This window comes from Sinorhizobium fredii (genome assembly GCF_002944405.1).
GTDB lineage: Bacteria > Pseudomonadota > Alphaproteobacteria > Rhizobiales > Rhizobiaceae > Sinorhizobium > Sinorhizobium fredii_C.
On sequence record NZ_CP024307.1, the window covers coordinates 519,355 to 544,258 of the forward strand.

General features: G+C 64.5%; 22 protein-coding genes and 1 tRNA gene. 9 read left to right on the forward strand and 14 right to left on the reverse strand.

Annotation, left to right across the window (positions count from 1 at the left end; translation table 11 throughout):
- The first annotated feature begins 4 nt into the window (after positions 1–4).
- Both NXT3_RS02510 and NXT3_RS02515 read left to right on the forward strand, forming a co-directional pair.
- Positions 5–79, forward strand: a tRNA-Gly gene (locus NXT3_RS02510).
- A 124-nt stretch (positions 80–203) separates the two neighbouring features.
- The gene (locus tag NXT3_RS02515) at positions 204–1,055 is read left to right on the forward strand and encodes a transporter substrate-binding domain-containing protein (RefSeq protein ID WP_097525603.1); all 852 of its coding nucleotides are present in this window, start codon (positions 204–206) and stop codon (positions 1,053–1,055) included.
- Between the two features lie 49 nt (positions 1,056–1,104).
- Here NXT3_RS02515 and NXT3_RS02520 read toward each other — a convergent pair whose 3' ends face one another.
- The 5 genes from NXT3_RS02520 to NXT3_RS02540 form a co-directional block, all read right to left on the reverse strand.
- Positions 1,105–1,917, reverse strand: coding sequence for a sterol desaturase family protein (locus NXT3_RS02520; protein WP_104838749.1), 813 nt, complete (start codon positions 1,915–1,917; stop codon positions 1,105–1,107).
- A gap of 135 nt (positions 1,918–2,052) precedes the next feature.
- The gene (locus tag NXT3_RS02525; RefSeq protein WP_037420470.1) at positions 2,053–2,463 is read right to left on the reverse strand and encodes a tellurite resistance TerB family protein; all 411 of its coding nucleotides are present in this window, start codon (positions 2,461–2,463) and stop codon (positions 2,053–2,055) included.
- Positions 2,464–3,327, reverse strand: a complete 864-nt coding sequence (locus tag NXT3_RS02530) for a thermonuclease family protein (RefSeq protein WP_037420467.1) — start codon at positions 3,325–3,327, stop codon at positions 2,464–2,466.
- Between the two features lie 12 nt (positions 3,328–3,339).
- Positions 3,340–3,993: a S24 family peptidase gene (locus tag NXT3_RS02535; RefSeq protein WP_037420464.1), complete on the reverse strand. Its 654-nt coding sequence runs from the start codon at positions 3,991–3,993 to the stop codon at positions 3,340–3,342.
- Positions 3,994–4,155: 162 nt separating this feature from the next.
- A complete protein-coding gene (locus NXT3_RS02540) occupies positions 4,156–4,674 on the reverse strand; it encodes a winged helix-turn-helix transcriptional regulator (protein ID WP_037420522.1) in 519 nt (172 codons plus the stop codon).
- 157 nt (positions 4,675–4,831) lie between these two features.
- Between NXT3_RS02540 and NXT3_RS02545 the strand changes: the two genes are divergently transcribed.
- Positions 4,832–5,305, forward strand: a complete 474-nt coding sequence (locus tag NXT3_RS02545; protein WP_104838750.1) for an SRPBCC family protein — start codon at positions 4,832–4,834, stop codon at positions 5,303–5,305.
- A gap of 12 nt (positions 5,306–5,317) precedes the next feature.
- Here NXT3_RS02545 and NXT3_RS02550 read toward each other — a convergent pair whose 3' ends face one another.
- The 5 genes from NXT3_RS02550 to NXT3_RS02570 form a co-directional block, all read right to left on the reverse strand.
- Positions 5,318–5,899 carry a LysE family translocator gene (locus tag NXT3_RS02550; RefSeq protein ID WP_104838751.1) on the reverse strand — a complete coding sequence of 194 codons (582 nt, stop codon included), beginning with the start codon at positions 5,897–5,899 and terminating at the stop codon, positions 5,318–5,320.
- A 246-nt stretch (positions 5,900–6,145) separates the two neighbouring features.
- The gene (locus NXT3_RS02555) at positions 6,146–6,442 is read right to left on the reverse strand and encodes a DUF6958 family protein (RefSeq protein WP_037420456.1); all 297 of its coding nucleotides are present in this window, start codon (positions 6,440–6,442) and stop codon (positions 6,146–6,148) included.
- 161 nt (positions 6,443–6,603) lie between these two features.
- Positions 6,604–8,817 carry an FAD-dependent oxidoreductase gene (locus tag NXT3_RS02560; RefSeq protein ID WP_104838752.1) on the reverse strand — a complete coding sequence of 738 codons (2,214 nt, stop codon included), beginning with the start codon at positions 8,815–8,817 and terminating at the stop codon, positions 6,604–6,606.
- Between the two features lie 20 nt (positions 8,818–8,837).
- Entirely contained in the window at positions 8,838–10,046 is a 1,209-nt protein-coding gene (locus NXT3_RS02565) for an acetyl-CoA C-acetyltransferase (RefSeq protein ID WP_097525608.1), read from the reverse strand.
- A gap of 110 nt (positions 10,047–10,156) precedes the next feature.
- Positions 10,157–11,953, reverse strand: coding sequence for an acyl-CoA dehydrogenase C-terminal domain-containing protein (locus NXT3_RS02570; protein ID WP_037420445.1), 1,797 nt, complete (start codon positions 11,951–11,953; stop codon positions 10,157–10,159).
- Between the two features lie 419 nt (positions 11,954–12,372).
- Between NXT3_RS02570 and NXT3_RS02575 the strand changes: the two genes are divergently transcribed.
- From NXT3_RS02575 to NXT3_RS02590, 4 genes are all read left to right on the forward strand, one after another.
- Entirely contained in the window at positions 12,373–16,047 is a 3,675-nt protein-coding gene (locus NXT3_RS02575) for a peptidoglycan-binding protein (protein ID WP_104839918.1), read from the forward strand.
- Positions 16,048–16,431: 384 nt separating this feature from the next.
- Entirely contained in the window at positions 16,432–17,358 is a 927-nt protein-coding gene (locus tag NXT3_RS02580; RefSeq protein WP_037420514.1) for a sulfite exporter TauE/SafE family protein, read from the forward strand.
- The gene (locus NXT3_RS02585) at positions 17,358–18,161 is read left to right on the forward strand and encodes a TIGR02186 family protein (RefSeq protein WP_037420441.1); all 804 of its coding nucleotides are present in this window, start codon (positions 17,358–17,360) and stop codon (positions 18,159–18,161) included. Before NXT3_RS02580 ends, NXT3_RS02585 begins: the two co-directional genes overlap by 1 nt.
- Before the next feature lie 253 nt (positions 18,162–18,414).
- Positions 18,415–18,651, forward strand: a complete 237-nt coding sequence (locus NXT3_RS02590) for an Lrp/AsnC ligand binding domain-containing protein (protein WP_037378372.1) — start codon at positions 18,415–18,417, stop codon at positions 18,649–18,651.
- A gap of 62 nt (positions 18,652–18,713) precedes the next feature.
- Here NXT3_RS02590 and pdeM read toward each other — a convergent pair whose 3' ends face one another.
- The 4 genes from pdeM to NXT3_RS02610 all read right to left on the reverse strand — a co-directional run bounded on the left by pdeM (position 18,714) and on the right by NXT3_RS02610 (position 23,976).
- Positions 18,714–19,439, reverse strand: coding sequence for a ligase-associated DNA damage response endonuclease PdeM (gene pdeM / locus NXT3_RS02595; RefSeq protein WP_199773340.1), 726 nt, complete (start codon positions 19,437–19,439; stop codon positions 18,714–18,716).
- 230 nt (positions 19,440–19,669) lie between these two features.
- Positions 19,670–22,225 (reverse strand): ligase-associated DNA damage response DEXH box helicase, encoded by a 2,556-nt coding sequence (locus NXT3_RS02600; RefSeq protein WP_104838754.1) that lies wholly within the window; start codon positions 22,223–22,225, stop codon positions 19,670–19,672.
- 72 nt (positions 22,226–22,297) lie between these two features.
- Positions 22,298–22,933, reverse strand: coding sequence for a YitT family protein (locus tag NXT3_RS02605; protein ID WP_097537793.1), 636 nt, complete (start codon positions 22,931–22,933; stop codon positions 22,298–22,300).
- 104 nt (positions 22,934–23,037) lie between these two features.
- A complete protein-coding gene (locus NXT3_RS02610; protein WP_104838755.1) occupies positions 23,038–23,976 on the reverse strand; it encodes a class I SAM-dependent DNA methyltransferase in 939 nt (312 codons plus the stop codon).
- Positions 23,977–24,121: 145 nt separating this feature from the next.
- Between NXT3_RS02610 and NXT3_RS02615 the strand changes: the two genes are divergently transcribed.
- Complete coding sequence (locus tag NXT3_RS02615) at positions 24,122–24,388, forward strand: DUF6460 domain-containing protein (RefSeq protein ID WP_097525675.1); 267 nt, start codon at positions 24,122–24,124, stop codon at positions 24,386–24,388.
- A 2-nt stretch (positions 24,389–24,390) separates the two neighbouring features.
- Complete coding sequence (locus NXT3_RS02620) at positions 24,391–24,894, forward strand: CAP domain-containing protein (RefSeq protein WP_097525612.1); 504 nt, start codon at positions 24,391–24,393, stop codon at positions 24,892–24,894.
- Positions 24,895–24,904: the final 10 nt, after the last annotated feature.

Here is a 24,904-nt window from a genome sequence, read left to right on the forward strand (position 1 = left end):
AGACGCGGGTGTAGTTCAGTGGTAGAACGCCAGCTTCCCAAGCTTGATGTCGTCGGTTCGATCCCGATCACCCGCTCCATTTTCCCTTCCTTCCGTATTCGCCCGACCGGCTTTAAGAATGCGCGGCCCTGCCGAGGGCCGGCCTATGGTCAGCGCTGCAGCATCCCGCTAAGTTCCGCTCAATGCTTGCGAATCGGATGGTAATGACGCGCGCTTCCTTTCACAAAACTATCGGGCTGCTGGCGGTCGCGGCGGTGCTCGTCGCATCCGCGGCGGGCGGCGCGCCGAAGGACCTGCCGCTGCTGTTCGATGCCCGCGAGCGCATCGCCAAGCCCGATCTGACCGGCCTGGCTCGGCTGCGCTTCCTCACCACGGTCGATTTCCCGCCTTTCAATTTTATCGATCAGTCGGGCAAGCTTTCGGGATTCCACGTCGATCTCGCCCGGGAAATCTGCCGCGAGCTGGAGATCGAACCGAAATGCCAGATCCAGGCGGTGACCTATCCCGAACTGATGCCGGCGCTCGAACAGGGCCAGGGCGAGGCGATCGTCGCCGGCATCGCCGTGACGCCGGAACTAAGGCGGCGTTTCGCCTTCTCCAGGGCCTTCTTGCAACTGCCGGCCCGTTTCGCCCTCAACAGGAAGGCTGCCGAGGGGGTTCAGAGACCGGACGACCTCGTCGGCAAGCCGGTCGGGGCCGTGGCCGGAACGACGCATGAAGCGATGCTGAAGGCCTTCTTCCCGAAGCTCGAGGCCAAAGCCTACCCCGACCGACAGGCCCTACTGAACGCCCTGCGGGAGGGCGCCGTGACGGCCGCCTTCTCCGATGCCATGCAGCTCTCCTTCTGGGTCTCCGGCAGCGTCGCCGCGGGATGCTGCGCCCTGATGGACGGCGCCTATTTTTCCGAGCGCTTTCTGGGCGAAGGGCTGACGATCATGAACCGCACGACCGAGCCCGCTTTGACGCAGGCGATCGACCATGCGCTCTTGGCGCTTTCGCGCAGCGGCAGGCTCGAAGAGATTTACCTGCGCTATTTTCCGAACGGCATCTACTGACGCCAAGCGGCCGGGCTCGGCTGGCAAGCAGGGCCTGCTCCCGTCTCGTTTACCCGCGCCGGAACGGCAGCATCAGCGACCAGACGAGCTTTGTCGGCTCGCTGCGTCCAAAGGCCCTTAAGCCGGTCTCGATCCCGTCGTCGCCGCTTGCCGGCTGTGCCACATAGGTCGAAAACAGTCGATCCCAAAGAGAGAGATTGAAGCCGTAGTTCGAATCCGTTTCCCGCTTTTCCACGGAGTGATGGATGCGGTGCATGTCGGGTGTGACAATCAGCAGCCGCAAGACCCCGTCAAATTTTGGCGGCAGTCGCAGGTTGGCGTGGTTGAACATCGCGGCGGCATTGAGGACGATTTCAAAGACCAGCACCGAGAGTGCCGGCGCCCCGAGAGCGATGATGACCGCGCTTTTCCAAGCCATCGAAAGCAGGATCTCCAGCGGGTGGAAGCGCAGCGCCGTCGTGACGTCCACCCCGGGGTCGGCGTGATGCACCCGGTGGATCAGCCATAAGATGGGCAGTTTGTGAAACACCACGTGCTCCAGCCAGACGGCAAAATCAAGTGCGACGAAGGCCAGGAGACCGGCAAGCGGCGCCGTCACGCCGAGTGCTGGGAGGAGGCCATAGCCGCGCAAGCCGGCCCAGATCGCGACGCCTGTCGCGGCGGCCGGAAAGACGATGCGCATTAGCAGGGAGGAGAGCAGAAGAATCGACAGGTTGGTGGCCCAGCGACGCGCCTTGAGTGCCCGCAGCAGTTCCGGCCTTTCGAGCCGCGGATGCAGCAGTTCGAGTGCTGCTAGCGCGGCGAAGATTACCGCAAAGGCACCGAGCCGCCAGACCGGCTCAGCAATTCCAAGGAAAAGCATTTCACTCTTCACGCCGATCCTATGGCCGCTTGTTCACTTTGAATCGCCGCTTCCTTCCTAGAGGCGGCTTTTAAGGAAAGAGGCGACAGGACGACGGTATGACCATTGCCGAGAAAGGGCAAAGACACGTTGCCGTTACTTGCGAAAGCGGGCAAGCGCGCCGCGCTCGATCGCCGCGCAGGTGAGCTTGTCGAGGGCGAGACGGTCGCGCAACAGCTGCAACAGCCGGATTTCCTCGGTGCGGATGCGTTGATCAGCGGCGGCGATCTCGACGGCAAGAGCGTAGGCGGTTTCGTAGTGGCGCTGCGGCAGCGATTCGCGAACCATTTCGAGCGTCACGTCGAGGCCTTCAGGCGCGGCGAGCTGGGCCGCGCACTCGCGGCCGATATGGATCAGGCGGTCTTCCTCGAAACCGTCGAAGGCCGGCAGGAAACGCACCAGCCCGCCAATCCGTGCGAATTCGTCGTCGCTCATGCTCCTGTCGACGGCAGACATCATGACCATGACATAGACAAGGGCTTCGTGCTGACTGAGGCTCGCGGACATCTATTCTCCTGAAATTGATGGAGCCCAGTTAGGAGTTCCCGCAGGGGCTTGCAAGTCCCGCGCGGTCTCGCCGAGGTCCGCGGCGCCCGCGGGCTCGTCGATCACCAGCCGCCTCCGGCTCAGATCACGCGGGTCGCCGCCGTAGAAGCCGCGCTTGGCTTTGCGGGCGGCCTCCGCCTTTGCTTCGAGGGCGGTGCCCGGGATCGGTATCGCCCAGCCGTTCGTGACCAGCCACTCGGCGACGCTCATGTTGCCGACCCTGCAGTTTGCGGTGGCGGAGCCTTCGCGCTCCTCGTCGATCTCAGAGCAGACGAGCGCCCGTCCCCTCAAGAAATTGCGGAACGCCGTTCGGGCGACCATGCCGCAGGGCCATGTCTTGCCGCCCCCCTCGCAGATCCGATCGGCTTTTTCCGGCTCGATGTCGCTGATTTGCAGTGTCGTGTCGCCGGTCTGGACGAGACCGGCGGCAAGGGCGACGGGCCGCTGCAGGACAAGCGGCGTTGCCTTCTTTTCGGGCGGCGCCGAAAGAGGCGGCCGCGGCGCAATCCGCTCGAGCGGTTTAGCAAGCCCCTCTTCCGGCATGGCAAAGAGATTTGGGTCGACGGGTCGCACCGGCGTCCTGGAGGTCTTGGCGGCCGCCTCCTGTTCGGCGGTCGGCGACGCCGCCGCGGCTGGCGGTTGCTCCGCCGGAACCGGCTCCGCGGCCGGCTCCTCGATCATGGCGGCGTCCGGCGTCTCGAGCACGAGATCGGGCGCGGCGGCGCTTTCACGACCGCGGATCGAGGCGGCCCCGCCGAGCAGGATTGCGGTATAGAGGGCGAGGGCGGCGAGCCCGCCGGCGATGGAGATGAATTGCGGCCGCATCTCGACGCTTTCCTATTGGCTGGCCCAGATGATCCGAGCGATCCATTCCACGTCTTTCATCTCGAAACTGCGGTTCGGGTGGTCGGGATTGAGCGACAGAAGCTCGACGCCGCGCGACGTCTGACGCGCCAGGATCTTCGCCATCACCTCTCCCTCGCGGCTTTTGAGGACGACGCGGTCGCCGCGGCGCACCTGCGCTCCCGGATCGACGATCAGGACGTCGCCGTCGCGATAGAGCGGCAGCATGCTGTCGCCTTGGACCTCCAAGGCGTAGACGCTGGATTTGCTCTGCGGCGCGACCGGAAATTCGACCTCGTCCCAACCCTGCCCGACGGGGAAGCCGCCGTCGTCGAAGAAGCCGCCTGCGCCGGCCTGCGCGAAGCCGATCAGCGGAATGCCGGAGGCCGGCTGGCCGGAGTGCGGCGGCCTAGCGTTGCCGGATTGCAGGAGTGCCATGAACTGATCGATCGTCGCGCCGGTCGCCTCGAGGACCTTCGCAATCGATTCCGTCGACGGCCAGCGATCGCGACCGTCGGGCGACTGACGCTTCGATTTGTTGAAGGAGGTCGGGTCGAGTCCCGCGCGGCGTGCCAGACCGGACGGCGAGAGCTGATGGTGCTCCGCCAGCGCATCGATCGCCCGCCAGATGCTGTCATGTGAAAGCATGTCGATCCACCCCGCCGGTGCAGCAAACGCGGCGCAACGGTTGAAAACCGCACACTGTTTCGCTTCCGCTTCAGCCTGATTGTACCTTACCGAAGCCGGGATCGGCCGTAAAGAAGAGCAGGAAAATAGTCCTGTGCCTGCAGGGGCGCGGCCGGGGACGGCTTATTTGCCGGCCCTGACGAGTTCCTTGGCCTTGCGAGCCATGACGTTCTCATAGGCCGCCTGCAGCGTCTGGCGCACCGTAGGACCTTCCGTCTCGCCGGGCGCGCCAAGATGTTCGACCCTCAGCTCGTCCATGAAACGCTCCCATAGGACCGGGCCGCCTTCCTCCATGAGTTGGGCGCGGATACTCAGTTCTTCGCTGACCGGCAGGTAGCGCCGACCCCAGGCGCCGAGATGCGCCATGATCGGTACCAGGGCGATCGCCATCTCCGTCAGGCTGTAGATCGCCTTCTGCTTATGGCTCGGATCGTCTCTCTTCGTCAGCATGCCGATCTCAAGCAGAGTTTTCAGCCGGTCGGCTAGAATATTGGAGGAGATGCCCTCTTGCGACCGCAGAAGCTCGCGGAAATGGCGTTTGCCGCCGAAGATCATGTCGCGGATGATCAGGAGGCTCCATTTGTCGCCGAAGACTTCGAGCGAAAGGTTGATCGGGCAGGCCGAGCGGTGGTCGTCAGTCATTCTGGTCTCTTTACCGGAGGGCGGATGCGGATAGGCGATTCCCATCCTGCAAAACCGCTTGCATTATTGCAGCAGTGACACTACAGTGCAACTGCTTTCATAATACAATCAGCTTTGCGGCGCACCGGCACAAAGCCGCCGAGGAGGAGAGAAAGCGATGACCCAGACTTCCGTCGAACATGCAAGCTTCACAATCGAGCGCGCCTTCAAAGCGTCCCCCGAGCGGGTGTTTCATGCCTTTGCCCACCCTGCTGCGCACGACCGCTGGTTCGTCAAGGCCGACAACTGGCCGGTGGCGGAATACCGCCACGATTTCCGCGTCGGTGGCCGGGAAAGCGGCCGCTTCAGCCAGGACGGCAAGACCTTCTACTTCAACGAGACCGTCTATCTCGACATCGTCGAGAACCGGCGGATCATTTCGGCCTATACGATGGCGAAGGACGAACGGCCGATTTCCGCATCCATCGCCACGGTCGAGCTGGTGCCGGAAGGAAGCGGCACGCGCGTCATATTCACCGAGCAGGCGGCTTTTCTCGATGGCCTAGACCAGGTCGAGTATCGCCGCAGCGGCTGGGAGCAGCTGATCGGTTTCCTGGCGGCCGAGCTTGGCGAGAAGGCCGAAGCCGCCTGACGTGCGGATCGCCTATAGCATCGATGCGAGCGCGCTCCCGGCGATGCCGAAGGAGAAGGCGACAAGGCAGGCAGCGGCGATGCGGCGCGGGAGACGTGGGCCGACCGGCCGCCTCGGCAGGCGCGCGAGTATGCTGCCGGCGGCGATCCACAGCGCGCCGGCGCTCAGCGTCAGTGCCGCAAGGCCGAGAAACCATGGCAGCATCGCCAAGAGCCCGTGCTGCGGCATGATGACGAGCGCAATGACCAGCGCCTTCGGATTGAGGAGCGTGGTGGCGAGGACCTGGCCGGAGGCGATCGGCCGTTCACTCGCGCTGTGCGCCTTCATCGTCCAGAGCGCATGCGCCATGAAGAGGATCCAGCAGGCGGCGGCAAGCTTCAGCAAAAGGCCGATCTCGGGATGGGCGGAAAGCAGCGGGGCCGCCAGCACCGCCACGGGGGCGATCACCGTCAGATAGCCGCCGAGTTCGCCGAGAAGCAGGGGCAGGGACCGGCGCATGCCGACCGCCGCGCCGGAAAGCCACAACAGCGTGTTCGTCGGCCCTGGCGTTGCGAGCAGAAGCAGGATGGCGAGTGCGAAGGAGAGCGGCGGCATGGTTGGTTCTTCGATTTCGATAACTGCAGATGCACTTAGCCCAGCCGCTAGCTTGGCGACTTGTTTCCGGTCAATTGCGCTTATAGGCGCGGCGTCCCCCTTGCTCCGTCATCCGGGGCTTGACCCGGTCAAGCCCGAGGATGACGGAGGGTGTTGGCACGAGCGAGCCCACGTGAGCGTCGCTCTGCAGGCCGCGGGGGGCCCGCGCAAAACGACATTGCGGACGGGGCGAAACGAAACGCGGCGTCAGCCCCTGTGCAGCCGGATCGGTCGCGTCTTCTCCCGCACGATCGCTCCCTTTGCCTCGAGGTCGAGTTGCACGGTCTTCGACCACCAGGAGACGCCCCTGCCTCCGGGGAATTTCTCCTCCGGCAGATGGGCGAAGATCCGCGCGCGGATTTCAGCCAGCGTCAGGCCGGGCGCTTCGGAGGGGATGACTGTGAGCAATGCCGTCTTCATAGCGGCATACACATCGATGTCGACCGCGTTGGTCTTGCCGGGGCGGATGACGTTCTCGATGATGATCTTGTTGTCCTTCGACATGGCGGTTCCTCCAGTTCCTCCGAAGGACGATCGAGCGAGGTGGCGGCCGACAAGGCGAACTAGTCGGGCTGACGCGCGTGCCGCTTCACGAACCAGCACAACAAAAAAGGGCCGCGCCCAGTGGGCCGGCCCTTGGATTTTCATATGCCAGAACGAGCGGCTTAAGCCGCCCTCTGCGCCGCACCGTAGGGGTCGAACCGTCCGTAGAAGGTCTCGCCCTTTTCGGCCATTTCCTTCAAGAGCGGCGTCGGCTTGAAGTGCTCGTCATACTCCTTGGCAAGTTTATCGCAGAGCGCGACAAAGGCCTTGGCGCCCATGCCGTCGATATAGGAGAGCGTGCCGCCGGTATAGGGTGCGAAGCCGAAGCCGAGGATCGAGCCGACATCCGCCTCGCGCGGATCGGTGACGATGCCTTCCTCCATCGTCCGGGCCGCTTCCAGTGCGATCGTTGCCAGGAAGCGCTGCTTCAACACCTCGACATCGACCTTGTCGGCCGCCTTTTGTGGGTAGAGGTCCTTGAGGCCCGGCCAGAGATACTTCTTGGCCGGCTTTGCCGGATACTCGTAGAAGCCCTTGCAGTTCTTGCGGCCGCGCCGGTCGAGTTCGTCGACCAGCTTGTTCACCAGCGCCATGTGCCTCGGGTCGACAGCCTTTTCGCCGAGATCGGCGACGGTGGCCTTGAGGATCTTCTGGCTGAGATCGATTGCCACCTCGTCGTTGAGCGACAACGGCCCGACCGGCATGCCGGCCATCTTGGCGGCGTTCTCGATCATCGCCGGGGGCACGCCATCGATCAGCATATCATAGGCTTCGTGGATATAGCGGAAGACGCAGCGGTTGACGTAGAAGCCGCGGGTGTCGTTGACGACGATCGGCGTCTTCTTGATCGCCGCGACATAGTCGAGTGCCGTGGCAAGCGCACGGTCGCCGGTCTCCTTGCCGAGGATCACTTCGGTCAGCATCATCTTCTCGACCGGCGAGAAGAAATGGACGCCGATGAACTGCTCCGGCCGCTTCGAGTTCTTGGCAAGCCCGGTGATTGGCAGCGTCGAGGTGTTCGAGGCGAAGATCGCGTCGGGTGCGATGACGGCCTCGACCTTTTCGATCACGTCCTTCTTGACCTGCCGGTCCTCGAACACCGCCTCGACGACGAGACCGGCATCCTTGAGGTCGCCATAATCGGCAGACGGCGTGATCCGGGCGAGCAGTGCTTCGCCCTCTTCCTTCGTCAGCCGGCCCTTGCCGACGGAATCCCTAGCCAGGCCTTCCGAATGCGCCTTGCCCTTCTCGGCCGCTTCCATGTCGCGGTCGATGAGGGTGACCGGAATGCCGGCGGCAGCCGTCACATAGGCGATCGAGGCACCCATGAAGCCGGCCCCGACGACGCCGACCTTCTTGAATTCGGACTTCGGCACGCCGGCCGGGCGACGCGCGCCCTTGCCGAGTTCCTGCATCGAAACGAACAGCGAGCGGATCATCGAGAAGGCCTCGGTGGTCTGCAGGATTTCGGTGAAATAGCGCTGCTCGATCTTGAGGCCGGTATCGAACGGCACTTGCAGCCCTTCGTAGACGCATTTCAAGATGGCGATCGCGCCCGGATAGTTGCCGTAGGTCTCGCGACGAAGAATGGCGGAAGCCGCCGGCCAGAGTTGGGCCGAGGCGGGCGTCCAGACGCCGCCGCCCGGAAGCTTGAAGCCTTTCTCGTCCCAGGGCTGCACGGCCTTCAAACCGTTCTTGATCATCGCCTTGGCGGCCTCGATCAGCTTCTCCGGCTCGACCACCTCGTGCACGAGACCCATGGCCTTGGCGCGTGCAGCGGTCAGCGACGAACCGGTGGTCATCATCTGCAGCGCGTCCTGCGTGTTGGTAAGCCGCGGCACGCGCTGCGTGCCGCCGGCGCCCGGAAAAATGCCGACCTTGACCTCGGGGAGGGCGATCTTCACGGATTTCGAATTGGAAGCGACGCGGCCGTGGCAGGCGAGCGACAGCTCGAAGGCGCCGCCCATGCAGGTGCCGTTGATCGCCGAGACCCAAGGCTTGCCCGAGGTTTCGAGCTTGCGGAAGAGCCGGGTCATGCGGCCGACGAGATTGAAGAGCTTCTGCGCGGCATTGGCCGGATCGTTCTTCTTCTCCTCGGCCTGCAGCGTGAACATCGACTTGATCATCGAGAGGTCGGCGCCGCCGGAGAAGGACAATTTCCCGGAGGTAATGACCACACCCTTGACGGCGGTGTCGGCGGTCGTCTGGTCGACGATCGCGTCGAGCTCCTCCATCACCTCCTGGGTGAAGACGTTCATCGACTTCTCCGGCATGTCCCAGGTGACGAGTACGATGCCGTCTGCGTCGGTTTCGATCTTGAAGTTCGTGTAAGACATATTCTCTCTCCCGGGACGGATCAGACGCGTTCGATGATCGTGGCGGTGCCCATGCCGGCGCCGATGCAGAGCGTCACCAGCGCCGTGTTGAGGTCGCGGCGCTCGAGCTCGTCAAGCACGGTGCCGAGGATCATGGCGCCGGTCGCGCCGAGCGGATGGCCCATCGCGATCGCGCCGCCATTGACGTTGATGCGATCGGGCGGAATGTCGAAGGCTTGGCAGAAGCGAAGCACGACGGCGGCAAAGGCCTCGTTGAGCTCGAAGAGATCGATGTCGGATAGCCTCATGTCGGCGCGTTTCAGCAGCTTTTCGGTGACGTCGACCGGGCCGGTCAGCATCAGCGCCGGATCGGAGCCGATATTGGCGAAGGCGCGGATGCGGGCGCGCGGCTTCAGCCCCATGGATTCGCCGCCGGCCTTCGAGCCGAGCAGCACCGCCGCGGCGCCGTCGACAATGCCGGAGGAATTGCCGGCATGATGGACATAGTTGATCCGCTCGATTTCCGGATGCGCCTGTATGGCGACGGCCTCGAAGCCGCCCATCTCGCCGGGCATCTGGAAGGAGGGGTTGAGCGAGGCGAGCGCCTGCATGTCGGTGCCGGGACGCATATGCTCGTCGCGGTCGAGGATCGTCAGGCCGTTCTGATCCTTGACCGGCACGACCGAGTTCGCGAAATAGCCCTTTTCCCAGGCATGCGCGGCGCGTTTCTGGCTCTCCACCGCATAGGCGTCGACGTCATCGCGCGAGAAACCGTATTTGGTGGCGATCAAATCGGCGGAGACGCCCTGCGGCATGAAATAGGCCGGCAGGTTGACGGAGGGATCCATGAACCATGAGCCGCCGGACATGCCGAGACCGACGCGCGACATGGATTCGACGCCGCCGGCGATGACGATGTCATCCGCCCCTTGGGCGATCTTGGCGGCGCCGAAATTAACGGCATCGAGGCCGGAGGCGCAGAAGCGAGAGATCTGCATGCCGGGCGCTCGCGTCGAGTAGCCGGCCTCGAAGGCGGCCGCCTTCGGGATCACCGAGCCTGCATCCATCACCGGATCGACGCAGCCCATGACGATGTCGTCGACTGTCGACGTGTCGAGCCCGTTGCGGTCGCGGACCGCCTCGAGCACCTTGGCGGCGAGCCGGACGGACGGCACTTCGTGCAGCGATCCGTCCTTCTTGCCACGGCCGCGCGGCGTGCGCACGTGGTCGTAAACGAAGACTTTCGTCATGTCTCATCTCCCTTTCGCCGGCGCCTCGTCGGGCCGCGCATCATCAATTGGAACGGAGTGCGGGCGGAAGCCGCCCCGCAGGCCGTTCCTCGTCCAGTTCCACTCTGAAATCAGAAAGCGGCGGCGTCCAGCGCCATCAGCGTATCGGCGCCGGTTTCAATGCGCACCTTGCGCAGTGCCGTTTCCGGCAGGATGCGCTCCATGAAGAACTTGGCCGTGATCAGCTTGTTCTTGAGATAGTCCGCCTGCGCGCTTTCCCCGGCGGCAAGCTTATCCTCCGCCGTCTTGGCGATCTTCGCCCACATGTAGCCGAGCACGACGAGGCCGCAGAGATGCATGTAGTCGGTCGAACCGGCACCGGCATTGTCGGGCTTCGCCATGGCGTTCTGCATGAACCACATGGTCGCCGCCTGCAGGTCGTTGAGGCCCTTCTTCAGGGCCTTGGTGTAACCGGAGAGCCTATCGTCGCCGCGGTTCTCCTCGCAAAAATCGCCGATTTCCTTGAACAGCGCCATGACGGCGCGGCCGCCATTCATCGCCAGCTTGCGGCCGACGAGATCGAGCGCCTGGATGCCGTTCGCCCCTTCGTAAATCATCGCGATGCGGGCGTCGCGCACATACTGGCTCATGCCGTGCTCTTCGATATAGCCATGGCCACCGAACACCTGCTGCGCCATCACCGTGTGGTCGAAGCCCTTGTCGGTCAGCACGCCCTTGAGGATCGGCGTCATCAGGCCGAGAATGTCGTCGGCCGCCTGCCGCTCCTGTTCGTTGTCGGAGCGGTGGGCGATGTCGGACTTCAGCGCCGTCCAGAGGGTGAAGGCGCGGCCGGCCTCGTTGAAGGCCCTGATCGTCATCAGCGTGCGGCGCACGTCCGGGTGGACGATGATCGGGTCCGCCTTTTGGTCGGGCGCCTTAACGCCGGAAAGCGAGCGGCCCTGGAGGCGGTCGCGGGCATAATTCGCGGCGTTCTGATAGGCGATTTCGGCGATCGCCAGTCCCTGCATGCCGACGGCAAGGCGGGCCTCGTTCATCATCACGAACATGGCGCTCAGACCCCTGTTCTCCGCGCCGATCAGATAGCCCGTCGCCTCGTCATAGTTCATGACGCAGGTGGAGTTGCCGTGAATGCCCATCTTCTCTTCGATCGCGCCGCAGGAAACGCCGTTGCGCTCGCCGGGCTGGCCGTCGTCGTTGAGCTTGAACTTCGGCACGATGAAGAGCGAGATGCCCTTGACGCCTTCCGGCGCGCCCTCGATGCGGGCGAGCACCAGGTGGATGATGTTCTCGGCCATGTCGTGCTCGCCGGCGGAGATGAAGATCTTCTGCCCGGAGATCCGGTAGGATCCGTCGCCGTTCGGCACGGCCTTGGTGCGAAGCAGGCCGAGATCGGTGCCGCAATGCGGCTCGGTCAGGTTCATGGTGCCGGTCCAGGTGCCGTCGACCATTTTCGGCAGATAGGTGCGCTTCTGCTCCTCGGAGCCATGCACGAGGATGGCAGCGATCGCTCCCTGGGTCAGGCCGGGATACATCATCAGCGACATGTTCGCGGCGGACAGGAATTCGCCGACCGCGGTATGAAGCGCATAGGGCAGGCCCTGTCCTCCGAATTCCTCCGGCGCCGCGAGGCCCAGCCAGCCGCCCTCGCGATAGAGATCGAAGGCTTTCTTGAAGCCGGCCGGCGTGGTGACCGTGCCGTCTTCGTGACGCGTGCAGCCTTCCTGGTCGCCGGAAAGGTTGATTGGGAACAGCTCCTCCTCGGCGAGCCTGGCGGCCTCGCCGAGGATTGCCGCCACCATGTCCGGCGTCGCATCGGCAAAGCCCGGCAGGTTGTGGTAGCGCTCGAGGCAGAGCACGTCGTTGAGGATGAACAGGGTGTCGTCGACCGGAGCCTTGTAAATGGGCATTCTTTCCTCGCCTTGATATCCTCTCGGGCTGGCCGCGGCTTGCCCGATTCGAGCTGTTTGTGCGCGAGCCGAAATTCTCGGCCTCGCACGATTGGCAGGATGCTACAAAATTTTGACGTTTGCGTAAACGTCAAAATCTGGCGCGTGGCAAAAATCTGGAAAGAGGCGGTTGTCGGCCCGGAAGAGACCTGACGAGGAAGATTAGGACGGGCGCAGATGGATAAATCGTTAAAAGATCCCGACGATTAACCGCTTGTTTACCACGTTTAATGAATTGTGGGCTGTGAGATGGTCAAAGCTGCAACCGGAAGGCTCGCATCGTTGTGGCTTTGCCCGCTTCGGCTGGGCCGCTGAAGAGGAACGGACTTAAACGCCCTTCCGCGGCTTCCATGATAGTCGACGACAGGGGCGAAGAGACAATGAACGGATCGCGATCCAATCCTCAGCGCGCAGGCAACCCGTCCTATGGCGACAGGCCGTCGCTCGATGCCCTCAACCGTACCATCGAGGGTCTCGAGGCCCGCATCGAGGGCCTGATGAGCAGCGTCAGCCGTGAGCAGCGCCAGCCGGAGCGTCCGGCAGCCCCGGCGAGCAACGCCGTCTCGGAAATCCTCGAACGCCAGCGGGCGCTCAGCGCCGGGCGCGAGCGATCGCCGTTGCGCGAGCGCCTTGCGGCGCGCGCCTCCGATCGCCCTGCGCCGCAGCGCCTTGCGGAAGAGCCGCGATACCAGTCCCCCCAGCCGGCGCCGGCGCAGCCGTCGCGGCCCACCGCGGCAGCCGATATTGCCGAGGCTCTCGTCGGGCTGAGGCAGGATCTGAAGCGCGACATCAGCGATGGGCTTGCCCGGGAAATGCACGCCCTTCGTTCCGAAATCCGCGGCATCAAGGCGGAAGCCTCCGAGGATCGCAGCTACGCCGCCGATATCAGGATCGATCTGCAGCGGCTTGCCGACAGCATCAATCAGCTCGGACGCCAGGCACCCTCGGCGCAGGTCGACGCGCTGCGGGTCGAATTCGACGATCTCCGGGCGATGATCGACGGCCTGGCCCGCGAAGACAGCATGCGCCGCATGGAAAGCCGCTGGAGCGGCGTCGAGGATCGGCTGAACGCCTTCGACCAAAACCGGGACGACGAGCTTGTGGCGCTCGCCTATCGTCTCGACGAGATCAAGTCGCAGATCGGCACGCTGAACCCGGCCTCGGCCGTCGATGTGCTGGAGGACAAGCTGGTCGCGGTCGCCCGGGCGATCGAGATGCTCGGGCGCCAGATGGAGCCGGACGATAGACGCTTCGTCCCGCAGTTCGCCGAGCTCGATCAGCGGCTCGATGAGATCAGCCGTGCGGTCGCCGCCGGCCGCACGGCCACGAATCTCGACAGTGCCTTCGTCAACCGGCTGGAAAGCCGCCTCGGCGACCTCTCGCGGCAGATCGACAACATTGCCCGCCCGGACGCCGGCCTCGGCGCTAGGATTGAGGCGCTCACGGCGCGGGTCGAGGATCTCGCGGGGGAGAGGGCTGCGGCCCGGCTGGAGGAACGCCTCGACCAGCTTTCCGCGTTGCTCGAGCACGGCCAGCGCAACACGGTGCCGGAACTGACGGACTATCTCGCCGATATTTCGCGCAGGATCGAAGCCCTGGACCAGGGCAGCGTCAACGACGCCCTGGCCGAGCGGCTCGATTATCTCGCCCGCCGTATCGATGATCTCGACGGCCATGCCGGCGCGACGGCGCCCGACATGCGCTTCGAGCGGCTCGAAGACCGGCTTGCCGACATCGCGCAGCGCCTCGAGGAGACGCAAGCGGCGCCCTTCGACGATCGCGAGGCGCTGCGCAATCTCGAAGCGCAGATCGGCAATCTTTCGGCGCTCGTCAGCCAGTCGCATCAGGAGCCGGCAGGCGCAGCGCCGGTCGAGTTCGAAAGCCGCATGACGGCGCTCGAAGACTATCTCGCCACCAGCGACGAATATATCATCGAGGCCGCCCGGCAGGCCGCCGAGGCGGTGATGGAGGCCTATGCCAGAAACGGCACGCCGCAGGCCCCGGCCGGCACCGACATGGCGGCAATCTCGGCGCTTGCCGACGACCTCAAGGCGCTGGAGGAGCTCAGCCGGTCGAGCGAAGAACGCACGGCGCGCACTTTCGAGGCCCTGCATGACACGCTCGTCCACATCGCCGAGAAATTGGAACGGCTCGAAGAGCGGGAGCCGAATGCCGGAATTGCTGCCGCGGCGCGCGCCGCGCCGATGCCCAAGGCGGTGCAGCCGGAATTCGGCGGCGCCTTCGGCGATGCCGGTCAGCGGCAGGAATATCAGCCGGTTGAAACAGCGGCCGAAGGCGAAGCCGTCGTCGCAGTCGCAGCCGACCTGTCTTCCTCCGTTGAGGTTGCGACTGTCGCGCGGGACGAAACTCGAGTCGAGCCGCCCGCGGCAAAGGCTGGCCTGCTCGCCGGCCTGACCCGTCGCTTTTCCCCCAAGCGCAGCGAGACGGCACTCGCGCCGGCGCGCCAGATGGTCGAGCCCGCCCCCTCGATCGATCCGTCGGAAATGCTCGCGCCCGAGGACGCCAACCAGCTGCTCGAGCCGGGCTCGGGCGTGCCGGACGTCAAAAAGATACTCGAGCGGGTGCGGGCCGGGCAAATGGCCCGCGGCGGCCAGTCGGCTGCCGGCGTCGAAAAGGCGGACTTCATCGCTGCCGCACGCCGTGCGGCGCAGATGGCCGTCGAGGAAGCCGATTCGCTGAAGAGCGCCAAGGACAATAAGGGACCGTCTGCCATGGGTGGCGCCCTTGCCCGTCATCGCCGTCCGATCCTGATGGCGGTCGGCGCCGTTCTGCTGGCGATCATGTCCTATCCGCTGGTCAGCACGATGCTGAAGGGCCGGGACGTGGAAAACATCCGGCCCGCCGCAGCGCTCGAGCGCAAGGCGGAAGCCGAAACCGCGCCGAAGGCCGCCGACGAGGGCGCTGCAAAGCCGCTTCCCGCCGTCGCGGCGGCAAAGCCTGCCGAACCGGCAGTGGCTGTGGCTCCGGTCGGCAAGACGGACACGCCGCCGCTTGCGGCGAAGGCTCCCGGCGCGGCGCCCGAGAAACCTGCCGCGACCGCTCCGGCAACGGAGGCCGGCGGGGCACCGATGCTGCAGGCGGCAGTCATGCCGGCGCAGGCGAGTCCGGTCTCGACATTCCAGCCGGCGACCGCAGGCACGCCCGCGGCAGCGACTTTTGCGCCGCTGAAGGCGAACGAAATCATTCTGCCCGAAGGCTTCGGCCCGCCGGCTCTGGTGACTGCGGCAAAGGGCGGCGATCCCCTCGCCTATTACGAGATCGGCACCCGCTTCACCGAAGGACGCGGCGCGAAGGAAGATCTTGCCGAAGCCGCAAAGTGGTATCATCGCGCCGCCGATGCCGGCGTCGTTCCGGCGGCCTACCGGCTCGCCAATCTCTACGAAAAGGGGGCAGGGGTAACCCGCGACGCGGCCAAGGCCAAGGCGCTCTACCAGAGGGCTGCCGAGGCGGGGAATGCCAGTGCGAGCCACAATCTTGCGGTCATGCTTGCCAGCGGCCGCGATGGTGCGCCCGATCTCGCCGCAGCCGTGAAATGGTTCGAGAAGGCGGCCAATCTCGGGGTCCGCGACAGCCAGTTCAACCTCGCCGTGCTCTATGCCCGCGGCAACGGCGTCGCTCAGAGCCTCGAGGAATCCTACAAGTGGTTCGCGATCGCCGCGCGCGACGGCGACAAGGACGCCGGCGAAAAACGCGACGAGATCGCCAAGGCGATGAAGCCCGGGGAGCTTGCGAACGCCAAGGCGAAAGTCGACGCCTGGAAGGTGCAGCCGGTCGACGCCGAAGCGAATTCGGTGGATGTGCCGGACGCCTGGGTGGGTCCCCCGACGAAGACGGCCTCCGTCGACATGACGAAGGCGGTTCGCAACATCCAGGCCATTCTCAACAACAACGGCTTCGAAGCCGGCGCCCCCGACGGGCAGATCGGCAAGAAGACGATTGCCGCGATCAAGGCATTCCAGAAGTCGATCGGTCACGAGCCGACCGGTGAAATCACCGATGAATTGGTAAGGGAATTGTTGAAGCGCAATTCGTGAGAGCCGGAGGCCCGTCTGCTCGACGTTTCTCCTGTGGCCCGCGCCATGCTCGCCGCGCTCACCCGTCGCCGGACAAGCCGTCTATCGCTTGTGATCGGCGGCGGGTGCAAACTGCGGCTCCATGTCCCTGAAAAGGTTGACAGCTCCCGCCTGAGGGCGCATGAGCGGGGTGCCGTCCGGCGTCCCGTCGAGGACGCAGGCGGTCGGCCAAATGTCCCCGTGGTGAAATTCTTGCCACTTCGAAGCACGTCGCCGTGCCTTGCTCCGAGCGGGCGTGCGAATGCTCCAGCGTTGCACGATTCCTAAAGCGTTTCCGGGTTAGGAATTGTGCAGTTGCAATTTTTCACCCGCCCTGCGGGTCCGTTGTTACATCGAGGTTTGGCCGTGACGGTCTATCTGCCCATTGCAGAATTGTCGGTGAACATTCTCATCATTCTCGGCATGGGCGCGGCCGTCGGTTTCCTGTCGGGCATGTTCGGCGTCGGCGGCGGTTTCCTGATCACGCCGCTCCTGATCTTCTACAACATTCCGCCGGTGGTGGCGGTGGCGACTGGCGCGAACCAGGTGGTCGCCTCGTCGATCTCCGGGGCGATCACCCATTTCCGGCGCGGCACGATCGACATCAAGCTCGGAACGGTGCTGCTCTGCGGCGGCCTCGTGGGTGCGACGGTGGGTGTCTGGCTGTTTTCCCTGCTGCGCAGCATTGGTCAGCTCGATCTCGTCATTTCGCTGCTCTACGTCGTCTTGCTCGGTTCGGTCGGCGGGCTGATGCTCTGGGAGAGCATCATCGCCATGCGCAAGGCCGCCAAGAACCAGCCCACGCAATTGCGCCGGCCCGGCCAGCACAACTGGATCCACGGGCTGCCGTTGAAGATGCGCTTCAAGAAATCGAAGATCTATCTGAGCGTCATCCCGGTCGCCACGCTCGGCTTCTGCATCGGCATCCTGACCTCGGTCATGGGCGTCGGCGGCGGCTTCATCATGGTGCCGGCGATGATCTATCTCCTGCGCATTCCGACCAGCGTCGTCGTCGGGACCTCGCTGTTCCAGATCGTCTTCGTCTCCGCCTACACGGTCATCGTCCAGGCCTCGACCAACTATACGGTCGATATCGTGCTCGCCTTCGTGCTGATGATTGCCGGCGTCATCGGCGCCCAGTACGGCGTGCGCGTCGGCCAGCGGCTGCGCGGCGAACAATTGCGGGCGCTGCTGGCGCTGCTCGTGCTTGCCGTCGGCATCCGCCTGTCGATCGAGCTCATCATTCCGCCGAAGGACATCTACTCGGTCGTTTCAGCGGGGTTCGGCTTCTGATGCGCTCGCTCGCCCGTCTCGTTCTGCTTGTTCTCGCTCTTTCGGCCGCCTGGCCGGCATCGGCACAGTCTCTGGAGCGCGAGGTCGGCGACTTCCCCGAGAAGCTCGAGATCGGCATCTCGACGGACGAGATCTCCATCACCTCCGATTTCCGCGGTGCCGACCTGACGATCTTCGGCGCCATTGACGGCTTCGACGCGAACCTTCTCGCCCAGGGCAAGTACAACATCATCGTCGTCCTCGAGGGGCCGAAGGACAATGCGACGGTGCGCAAGAAGGAGCGCGTCTTCGGCATCTGGGTCAACACCCAGTCGATGACCTTCGAGCTCGTCCCGGAAGCCTATTCGCTGTCGAGCACGCGCGATATCGAGACGATCGCGCCGCCGCGCGACATCGCCAATATGGGCATCGGCGTCGATCATATGCGGCTGGTGCCGCTCGGCTTCATCGGCGACGGCAGCAGCCTCGGCGAGTTCCGCAACGCCTTCCGCCGCATCCGCGAAGAAAGCGGCGTCTACCAGCGCGATCCGGGCGGCGTGCAATTCATCAGCTCGAGCCTTTTCAAGGCTTCCGTCCGCCTGCCGGCGAACGTTCCGAACGGCGTCCATGTGGTGCGCGCCTATCTCTTCCGCGAGGGCCTCTTCGTCGCCGCCAAGGCCTTGCCGCTGAGGGTGGTGAAAACCGGCCTCGAACAGGCGATTACCCGCGCAGCGCACGAGCAGCCGCTCGTCTACGGCCTTCTTGCCGTGACGCTGGCGGTGATCACCGGATGGGGCGCGAGCCTGCTCTTCCGCAAGGATTGATGCAGAACTAAGCCGGGCGATAGCTTCGCGGGCACGTTCACTTTTGTACCGTGGCGGTTTAAGAGAGGCTGAAGATCAGCATGCCCCTCCGGTCCTTGCGCCGGCGGCGGCTACTGCATGTGTCCTTAAATCCACCTCGATTAAGGACAAAGACATGCAGCAATTCAAAGTGCTACAGCGACTTTGCGCGTCTGATAAGACGCGCGGCACTGTAGAATGGTCGGGAGCCAACTCCCGGAAGCAGAGGAAGCCCATGAAACCGATTTTCGTGCAACTGCAATGCGCTCCCGGCCGGACCTACGAGGTTGCCGATGAGATCTACCGCAAGGAAATCGTCTCGGAGATGTATTCGACGAGCGGCGATTACGACCTGCTCTTGAAGATCTATGTCGCGGAAGGCCAGGACATCGGCAAGTTCATCAATGACAATATCGCCAGCGTTCCGGGTATTTCCCGTTCGCTGACGACGCTCACCTTTAACGCCTTCTGATCGATTCCAATAGCGAGCGGGATGCGGGGGGAAAACCGCGCACACTTTTCCTCGATCCCGCTCTACCCCAAGAGGTTGGCAAAGCGCACCGAATAGATCCGGTCGCGGCCGAGCATGTGGGCGACAAGCCGCTCGCGCTCGAACAGGCCGCTCATCGCCCGGTGCCGGAGATCGAGCCCGCCGGTGGTGACGCCGAAGGCGGGCATCAGCAGCCGTCTGCCATCCGTCGCAAAGCAGGCGCGCCGGATGGAACGCTCCCGGCGCTTGACGGTTGCCGAGGGGTGCAGATGGCCGGCGATCTCACCGACGCCGTCCACCATCGACGGTTCGTGGCGAAAGACGAGGCCGGCGTGGCGCAGCTCGTCCATCGAGGCGCCGGGCAGTCCCGAGGTGCCGTCCGGATCGTGATTGCCGTTGATCCAGATCCAGTGGCGGCCGCGGGCCATCGCGGCGATCATCTGGCGGAAGCTGTCCGGCATTGCCGCCGATCCGCGCCGGTCGTGGAAGTTGTCGCCGAGGCTGATCACCGTTGAGGGATCATGGCGAAGAATGACGGCCTCGAGGATGCGCAGCGTCGCGAGCGTGTCGTAAGGCGGCAGCATCATCCCCCGCCTGGCGAAGGCGGAGCCTTTTTCGAGGTGGAGGTCGGAGACGACCAATGTCCGGCTGTCGGGCAGAAAGAGGCCGCCGAGCGGATCGCAGATGCCGGCGACGCCGCTAATGGTCGCGCGGGCGTGGAAAAAGGCGCCCGTTGCCGGAGCCGAGGTCGCGTGAAGAAGCCGATGCATCGTCACGCCGCCGTTCTCGGATGTAGGACGAGACCCCTCCCCAACCCCTCCCCCCAAGGGGGAGGGGCTAGGTTGCCGCGCCCTCCGCGCGTCGTCTTTGCTCCAAGCGCCTGTAGAACCGTCGGAAGGGGCAAATCGGGGCCGCAGCGAAGCCCCTCCCTCTTGTGGGGAGGGGTTGGGGAGGGGTCTCCACTCCGAATTAGCCGGCGAGTCTCTCTCATACCGCTTTCCTATTCGCCTGCACCGTGCCCGATCCCCATTGCCTCGTTGATCAACTCATCGGCCGCCGCTTCCGTGAGCAGGAAATCCTGCGCTTCTCCGTGAACCGATTCCCGGCCGATTTCCAGCATGACCGGCACGGCGAGCGGCGAGATGCGGTCGAGTTGGCGGTGGGTGATGTGTCCCTTGATTCGCTTGAGCATAGAGCCGAGGCGGCCAATGTCCAAAAGTCCGGCCGCCGCGTCGTTGCGGGTCGCTTCGAGCAGGATGTGATCGGGCTCGTGCATCCGCAATACGTCGTAAATGAGGTCGGCCGAAACGGTGACCTGCCGGCCGGTCTTCTCCTTTCCCGGATGGCGCTGGTCGATCAGTCCGGCAATCACCGCGCAGGTGCGGAAGGTGCGCTTCAACAGGAAGGATTCGTTCAGCCAGGCCTCCAGATCGTCGCCGAGCATGTCCTCGTCGAAGAGCTCGGCGAGCGATGGCCCCCGCGTCTGGAACGCCGCGCCTAGATCGTCGAGCGCCCATACGGCCAGCGAATAGTCGGTGGCGACGAAACCGAGCGGCTTCAGGCCGGCTCGGTCGAGGCGGCGGGTGAGCAACATGCCGAGGGTCTGGTGGGCGAGCCGCCCCTCGAAGGCGTAAGTGACCATGTAGTGGCGGCTGCCGCGCGGGAAGGTCTCGATCAGCAACTCGTCCTCGCCGGGCAGCATCGAAATGTCGCCCTGCAGCGCCAGCCAGTCGCGCACCTGGTCCGGCAGCGTGGCGCGCCGCGCCGGGTCGGCGAGCATCTTTCTCACCTGGGCTGCGAGATAGGTGGAGAGCGGGAACTTGCCGCCGGCATAGCTCGGCACCTTCGGGTCGAAGGAAAAGGCCTGCGAAACGAGGCACTCGTTCTCGCGGATACCTTCGAAGCGCAGCACCTTGCCGGAGAAGAGGAACGTGTCGCCGGGCGACAGCATTTCGAGGAAATATTCCTCCACCTTGCCGAGCGGCATGCCGCCGCGGCCGAGCGAGCCGCGTGCATTCCGTTTCACCATGCGCACGTTCAGCATCGGCGATTCGACGATCGTGCCGACATTCAGCCGGTATTGCTGCGCGACCATAGGGTTGGAGATCCGCCACCGCCCTTCCTTGGTCTTGCGGATGCGGGCGTAGCGCTCATAGGTGCGAAGCGCATAGCCGCCGGTGGCAACGAGGTCGACGACCCGCTCAAAGGTTTCCCAGGGAAGATCGGCATAGGGGGCCGCGGTGGTGATCTCGTCATGAAGCTCGACCGCGTCGAAGGGTCTGGCGCAGGCCATGCCGAGCACGTGCTGCGCCAGCACGTCGAGCGCGCCCCTGCCGACCGGCGGCGTATCCTGGGCGCCGATATAATTGGCATCGAGGGCGGCCTGGCATTCCATCACCTCGAAGCGGTTGGCCGGCACGAGGATCGCCCGGCTCGGCTCGTCCATGCGGTGGTTGGCGCGGCCGATCCGCTGCGCCAGCCGGCTCGCCCCCTTTGGCGCGCCCACATGGACGACCAGGTCGACGTCGCCCCAGTCGATGCCGAGATCGAGCGTCGAAGTGGCGACGACGGCGCGCAGCCGGTTCTCCGCCATCGCGGCTTCCACCTTGCGGCGCTGGGCGACGTCGAGCGAGCCGTGATGGAGTGCGATCGGCAGGTTGTCGTCGTTGATCGTCCAGAGCTCCTGGAAAAGCATCTCCGCCTGACTGCGCGTATTGACGAAGAGCAGCGTCGTGCCGTGCTGTTTGATCGCGGCATAGACGTCCGGGATCGCATAGCGGGCCGAGTGCCCCGCCCAGGGCACGTGGTTGTCGCCGCGCAGGATGGAGATTTCAGGTTTTGCACCGCCGGATACGGTGATCAACCCGGCATGGCTTTGCTCGCCGGGAGGTTGGCCGACAAGCCAGCGCTGCAGTTCCATCGGTTCGGCGACCGTCGCCGAAAGGCCGATCGTCTGCAAGCCGGGCGCCAAGCGGCGCAGCCGTGCGAGGCCAAGGGCAAGCAGATGGCCGCGCTTCGAGGTGACGAGCGAATGCAGCTCGTCGAGCACCACATAGCGCAGGTTTTTGAAGAAGCGCTCAGCCTCGCCGTCGGCGATCAGCAGGGCAAGCTGCTCCGGCGTCGTCAGCAACAGGTCGGGTGGGTTGAGCTTCTGGCGCTGCCTCTTGCCCTGCGGCGTGTCGCCGGTGCGGTTCTCGATCCTGACCGGCAGGCCCATCTCGTTGACCGGCTTCATCAGATTGCGCTCGATATCGACGGCGAGCGCCTTAAGCGGCGAGATATAGAGCGTGTGGATACCGACGAAAGCAGAGCCGGGCGGTACTTTGCCGCGCCGCGTGAGATCGACGAGCGACGGCAGGAAGCCGGCAAGCGTCTTGCCCGCACCGGTCGGCGCGATCAGCAGCGTGCTTTCCCCCGCTTCGGCGCGCGACAGCAATTCGAGTTGATGGGCGCGCGGCCGCCAGCCCTTTTCGGCGAACCAACGCAGAAAAGGCGCGGGCAACGTCACGGCGTTGCTTTCCGGCAATGGGGGATCGATCCTGTTCACGGGGAACAAAGGTAGATCAAACGCGGCAAAAGAGAAGCCTGTACCTCTTCATGCCCGCGATTGCTGGAGGCCAACCAAGCTTCAAAGTGCGATATATCGATCGGCGCGGTGGTTGATTGCCACGAAGAGGTTGAGGACGACCGCGCCGAGCACCGACCACAGAACGACCCAGGGCGTCGTGACCGCGAAGGCAACAGCCAGCACCCCCATGTCGATCGACAGCTGCACGAGGCCGGCGCGGATGCCGAAGCGCTCCTGCAGATAGACGCCGAGGATGCCGACGCCGCCGAGGCTGGCGCGGTGGCGATAGAGCGCCAGGACACCGTAGCCGAGCAGCAGCCCGCCGAGAAGCGCCGCCCAGCCGGGATGGATCTGACCGATCTCGAAAAGCCGCGACTGTACGTCGGCCAGGATCGAGGTGAGCCCGATGGCGATGAAGGTCTTGATGGAGAAGGCAGCACCGAGCCGCTTGAGCGACAGGTAGAAGAACGGCAGGTTGAGCAGGAAGAAGGCGAGGCCGAAATTCACGCCGGTCGCATAGTGCAGCAGGAAGGCGACACCGGCGGTGCTTCCGGTCAGCAGTCCGGCACTCGCCAGGAAATAGAGGCCGAGGGCGGCGACGAGGCTGCCGGAAAAGACGCCCTGCACATCCTCGACCGGCGTGTGCCTGGTGGGGCTGGTGTTCCAGAGACCGAAAACGCTGCTCATCTGTGCCATGGTGAACTCCCGCGAAGAGCTCCACCATTTGCTGCGGCGCACAGGAATAATCAAGAAAAATATGTAAGCATTGCTGACCTATTTTCGCAGGTCAGCGTTGCGGTTCATGCAGGCTTGCGGGCGAGAAACAGGATGCCGGCAATCGGCAGGCCGGCATCCATGCGAATGACCCTCCGTTCGACGGCAATCATCTCGAGCCGAAAGTCGGCACAGAGCGAAGCGACATAGGCTTCCGAGTGCGCGTAGCGCAGCGATGGCCGGAGCAGGAAGTCGCGCTCGTCTGCCGCGTCCTCGACGGAGAAAGCAAACAGCCCGTCCGGCTTCAGAAGCCGCTCCGCGATGGCGAAGGCGCTTTCGAGATTGCCGAGATACATCAGCACGTCGGCGGCGCTGACGAGATCCGCGCGCCGTTCCGCCAGTTCGCCGAAGAGGCCGCAACTGTCCGGCTGCAGCGACAGGTCCGCCTGGCCCAGCCAGTCGTAGAGCGCCTTGCCTTCCGCCTTGGCCAGCATGTTGGCCGAGAGATCGAAGCCTTCGAGAAAGGCGGTGCGGCTGCGGATGCGCTCACCGAAGAGCCCCGTGCCGCAGCCGAGATCGGTGACATGACGAAATTTTTGCCCGCCGATCGCACGCTCGATCAGCGCCGCGAGCTTTTCCGGAACGCTGTAGCCGAGTTTCTCGACCAGCGCCTGATCGAACCGCTCGGCATAGTCGTCGAAGAGCCGCTCCACATAGGTGCTCGGCGGTTGCTCCGGCGTATCGGCCGCACCGAGCAGGGCCAGTTTCAGGCTGGCGCCGAAAATGTCCTCCGGGTTGAGGCGAAGCGCGTTGCGCAAGGCCGCGACCGCCGCCTCTTTTCGGCCCGATTTCTCCTCATAGTCCGCCAGCCGGAACCAACCGGCCGCCCAGTTCGGCACCAGTTCCAGCGCCTGGGCCATAAGCTCGGCCGCGCCCTGGTGGTCGCCGCTTTCGGCGAGCATCTTCGCATAGTCGGCGCGACGATCGGTGATCAGATCGCCGGAGGAAAGCTGGTTTGCGGCCATGAGGGTGACGGGTTTGTTTGCGACGGACGCTTCTGGCGCCGGACGCGGCAAAACACAAGCGGAATCTGAGGGCCCCCGACTCGCGCGGCTTGCGAGGCCGGACCGAGCGGCTTATGTGGGATGGAAACAGGAGAATTTTTCGCTGATGTCGGACGGCGTAAACAGATTTCTCGGTGATTCACCGCTGCGCGTGCTGGTCAAGCTCGTCGTCGTGTCGATCCTCGTCGGCTTCGTCATGACCGTTTTCGACTGGCGCCCGATGGACCTTCTCGATGGTATCCGCGACTTCGTCGTCGACCTCTGGCGCACCGGCTTCGCGGCGCTGGGGCGCGTCGGCGACTACCTGCTGCTCGGCGCGGCCGTGGTCATTCCTGCCTTCATCATCCTCCGTCTCTTCAGCTATCGGCGCTAAGCATGCAGGACCAGTTCTTTCTTCCGCGCAGGCGGCTCATTCTGCGTGCCGGTGCCGTGATGTCGCTTGGGCTCCTCGCCGGATGCTCGGCCTCCGGCCTCCTTACGCCCGACGACGGCACCGGCAGCGACCAGACCGAGGCGACGCTCGGCTATGTCAATTCGCTACGCAAGGGCAGGGGGCTGACGACGCTCGCGCGCGATCCCGCCGCATCCGTCGCCGCCATGCACCAGGCCGCCCGCATGGCACGCGCCGGCAAGATGAAGCACAATATCGGCTGGCGCGACGATTTTGCCGATCGGATGAAGGGCGATGGCGTCACTCTTCCGGCCGCCGAGAACATCGCCATGGGCCAGGACAACGCCGAGCGCGCCTATGAAGCCTGGTTCAATTCGCCGAAGCACCTTCAAAATATGCTCGGCAGCTATCGCGGCTTGGGCGTGGCGGTGGCGCAAAATAGCGCTTCCGGAAACCGACCCTATTGGGCCATGGTGCTGTCCGGCTGAGTTGATTCCC